We start from the raw sequence: 2,036 nt of genomic DNA, 5'->3' as shown, positions 1-2,036 counted from the left end.
ATGTGCGACAGCGCAAATTCGGGGAACACCGCGCGCGCTACCAGCTGCGACATGGTGCCGATACCTTGCGCCAGTTGATCTGCCAGCTTGTACAGGCCTGCCGCGCTCGTGCCGAGCAGCAGTCCGACCAGCAGCAGCGGTCCCTGCCGGTACAGCGCGTCGAGCGAGGAACTGGCATAGGTGATGCCGAAGAAGCTCTTGATTCCCGGGTTCTCGCCTATGGCTTCGCGCCAGCGGGCAAAGTTGGCGCGAGTCAGCGCCTGGGGAACCAGCTTCCACGCCACGACCCAATAGAGCGCGGCCGAAAGCAGATCGAACAGTGCCCAGGCGATGAGGAACTTCTCGACGCTCGCCCCGATGAAAACGATCACCACCGCTGCAATCAGCCGTCCGGCAGGCACAACCGCCTCGACGTAGCTGCCGAGATCGAAGCGATCGAGCACGCGCACGATGCCGTTGGAAGTGGTCATCCGCGCCCACAGCAACGCACAACTGAACCAGAACGCCATGCCGACGAACTTCGGGTTGAGGTTGAGCACTTCCGCAAAGCCGTAAAACAGCACGACCGCCAAAATGCAGCCGATCAGAGCGCCGCCTGCATCGATGATCGCGCACAGCCCCGCGAGCCGGCCGAAATGACTCCAGTCCCGTTCCATGGCCGACCTTGCGCCAACGCGGATCATGGTCTGCCAGGTTTGAAATCCAGCCAGCGCCACCAGCGCTTGAGCCGTGCTAAAGATCAGCGAGAAGTGGCCGAAATCACGAACCCCAAGCGATCGCGAAAGCAGCGCAAGATAGACCAAGCTAGCAACCGCTGCAAAGCCCTTCCCCCCGAGGATCCAGGCCAGGTTCCGAACGATGTTCTTCAGCCCGTCGCGGCGTTCTTGGGGTGACAGCGGCGTTTTCATTGCGTTTGCCCTCTGTGCCAGCGGAGGCCCTTGTGCAATGCCGTTCAAAACTTCGTTACCCGAAACGGGCACGTGGCGCCTGAATATCGCAATTGGCACCTGCGTGCCCCTCGCCTATCGCCCGCAAACAATGCGGAACGTTCTTTTTCTGTTTAATCATGATGCCGGTCACCAGGTGGCGCATCTTGCTGGCACGGCCGCGGCCACGGCGCGGCTCTATCCCGAGATCGCCTGCACCATTGCCTGCGCAACACCGGCGATCCGCGAACGGCTCGACACGCTGATCCCTGGTGGCGACGCAAGGCGGCTCGAATGGGTCGATCTCACCCTGCCCCTTTGGGCGCGCGCGATCGCGGCTGTGTTCGACAGGGTGCTCCCTTCCAGCCGCCTGCTACGGCTGCGCCTGCACCGGCAGATGTTCGCCCACTCCGATGTCGTCGTTTCTACCGAGCGGACCTGCCTGCGGGTCAAACGGCATCTTAGGCGCGAAGAGGTTCCGCTCTTCGTCATCCTGCCACATGGCGCCGGGGACCGCAGCGTCTCCTACCACCCCGATTTCGCTCGGTTCGACAGCGTCCTCGTGGCCGGTGAAAAGGTGGTCGATCAAATGGTGGAGCACGGAGTCGATCGCGGTCGGCTGGTCGTCGTTGGCTACCCGAAGTTCGAAACCGTCGATCTCGATTCACAACCCGATTTCTTCGGCAATGGTCGCCCTACCTTTGTATACAACCCGCATTTCGACCCACATCTTTCGAGCTGGTACGACTGCGGGCCCGACCTGTTGCGCTGGTTCGCGAGCAAGGACGGGCAGCATTTCAACTGCATCTTCGCCCCGCACGTCATGCTATTCCGCAAGACTCTGCACATTTCGCCCGAATACAAGACCAGCCGCCGCCGGCCTGATGTCCCTGCAGAGGCGTTGGCGGCGGCCAATATCCTCATCGATGTGGACGGCCTGCGCCTGTTCGACATGAGTTACATGCTTGCCGCAGATGCATACATCGGCGACGTCTCGAGCCAGATCTACGAATTCCTTGCCCGCCCCCGCCCGGCCTTTTTCCTCGATTGCCGGGACGGACCCGATCCCCGGGATGAAAAGTGGCTGATGTTCCGCAGGGCCGGACCGAC

The 2,036-nt window shown here is 61.9% G+C and carries 2 protein-coding genes; one reads left to right on the top strand and one right to left on the bottom strand.

Translation table 11 applies throughout. The annotated features are described in order from the left end of the window. A partial coding sequence (locus N0B51_RS14775; RefSeq protein ID WP_259963363.1) for a lipopolysaccharide biosynthesis protein occupies positions 1-908 on the bottom strand: 908 nt, incomplete at its 3' end. 37 nt (positions 909-945) lie between these two features. Here N0B51_RS14775 and N0B51_RS14770 point away from each other — a divergent pair. Then, on the top strand, positions 946-2,036 hold a 1,091-nt coding region (locus tag N0B51_RS14770; RefSeq protein WP_259963362.1), incomplete at its 3' end, for a hypothetical protein.

The organism is Tsuneonella litorea (assembly GCF_025154015.1).
Taxonomy (GTDB): domain Bacteria; phylum Pseudomonadota; class Alphaproteobacteria; order Sphingomonadales; family Sphingomonadaceae; genus Tsuneonella; species Tsuneonella litorea.
Note: the sequence above shows the minus strand (reverse complement) of the source record. Positions and strands in the feature narration are given on the sequence as shown.